This window comes from Microcoleus sp. B7-D4 (assembly GCF_036705125.1).
GTDB lineage: Bacteria > Cyanobacteriota > Cyanobacteriia > Cyanobacteriales > Microcoleaceae > Microcoleus.
The window spans coordinates 1-1,885 of record NZ_JAUBTT010000242.1; the positions used below are offsets into that span (position 1 = coordinate 1).

The following is a 1,885-nucleotide window of genomic DNA, read 5'->3' on the forward strand; positions in this document are numbered from 1 at the left end:
AACCCACATTCCGCACCCCCAACTGGCACATAGACGGATTGAGGGCGTAAAAGTGAATCATCCGAGACAATAATGAGTAAAAACACCCAAAAATCTGTGCAACTATCGCATCACCCAGTTAGGAATCCCTAAAAATTAACATGAGGGCATGAATTAAATCTTCTTAACCCATAAAACGTCAAAAATCAGACCATTAACAACTATTAATTGCCAGCAGATATTTTCAGAGATGTAATAATTAATTATACATCACCGATCGATCAAAAATTAATTCAACTAAAGTCAGCGTTACTAATCAAGTGATTAACTTCATTTCACAACAAGAAATAATAAGACCGACAGGTGACTGGAAATAAATTTAATATTGCCAACCGTTCGGATGTCAAATTGGAAACTTGTTGAATTCCTTGAATACAAACGGCATGAATCGATTGAAAACTTTGGAACATCCAGCGTAAAGTAGGTCGATTGGTTCCTTTACCCAACTGATTTTTTACGGTTTTATTAGTGAGTTGCAAGTTTTGTCTAAGTAACCTTTGACCTAAAGTATAAACCAACAAACACAAACCCATTACCAAAGTTAAAGCCTCGATTCTTTCTGGCGACTTCAAAAACACGCTATCCGTAAAAAATAGCGGGTCTTTCAGGAACCCAAACCCTCTCTCTGCCGACTGCTGTTCCTTATATTTCACAATCATTTCATCAGGATTTAATTGCTCTGAATCCAGCACATTAGTAGCTAAGATAAATCTGCCACTAGCTTTCGTTTCTTTAGCAATCACACTCGTATCTAATTCCAGTTTTGCTTCAACTTTAAATATCAAGCTAGAGCTAGATTTGTCGTGAGAAATGGTCGAATTAGTAGCTGGTTTTGCTGTAGTTTGTCTGCTGGTAATTTGGGTTAAATTATGATATTTTAGTTGTTTAGATAAACGATTTGCTGCTGCGGAGGCATCGGCGTCACAAGCAAATTCAATATTTGATAACTCTCGCAACTTTTTCTGACCCTCAATTTCAGCTTTTTTGAGGTTTTTTGATAATTTACGTTGGTCAGCATCACGACGTAAACTGCTCTCTACTACTAACCATCTTTGTTCAATTCCACCATAATTACTTTTGTGTTCTGACCAACGATATCCCGTCACTGAACTTTGATGAAATTCTGATTCATTTAGCTGAGATACCAGTTGCTGCGCTTGTTTGAGGCTCAGCGGTACACGAGTTAACCATCTTAACTTGGTTAACATTTCTAAGTTGGGAGCGGTATATAATGCACTGTCAGCTACCATTAAACTATCGAGATTTAATTGTTTTTTAAAGTCTTGACAAATTGAGGCGAATATGGAATTATCTGATTCGTTTCCTGAAGCTACTCGTAAAAATAGTGGTACATCTCCATCTCCACTACAAATTAGGTCTAAAATGAATTGTTTTAAGTCTGGTCGATGGTCGCGAGAGTAGCCGTAGGTAATCTGAATTGGTATTGGGGATGTTTGATGGTTGATTGATAAATTATCTAACTGATTGCTATCTGTTTCTGTGGTAGAAAAAGATACTGATGGCAATTCTTGTTCATATTTGCCATGTAGATGAAATGAACTTGAGTCTAAGTGAGATGTGTCGGTATTTATCTCGAATTTTTGAGCTGCTTCTAGGGCAATGGTTGTGAATATATTGGTGATTCCTGACAAATATAATTTATCTAATACTCTGCCTAAACGGTCATCATTGAGATGCGATGCTTGAATCCCTGATCCAAGTAAATGTTCTATTGCTTTCCCTTCAAAAAATTTAGAGAATAAGTAGAGTGGGGCGGAAACCATCCCTAATCCATTGATAATCATGGCTTTGACTACCAGGCCGGGACTGACTATTTCGCCCGGTT

1 protein-coding gene is annotated in these 1,885 nt (G+C 37.4%); it reads right to left on the reverse strand.

Annotation, left to right across the window (positions count from 1 at the left end; translation table 11 throughout):
• Positions 1-314: 314 nt before the first annotated feature.
• Positions 315-1,885 (reverse strand): IS1634 family transposase (locus QUB12_RS37155; protein WP_333301330.1); only part of this gene is annotated, 1,571 nt, incomplete at its 5' end.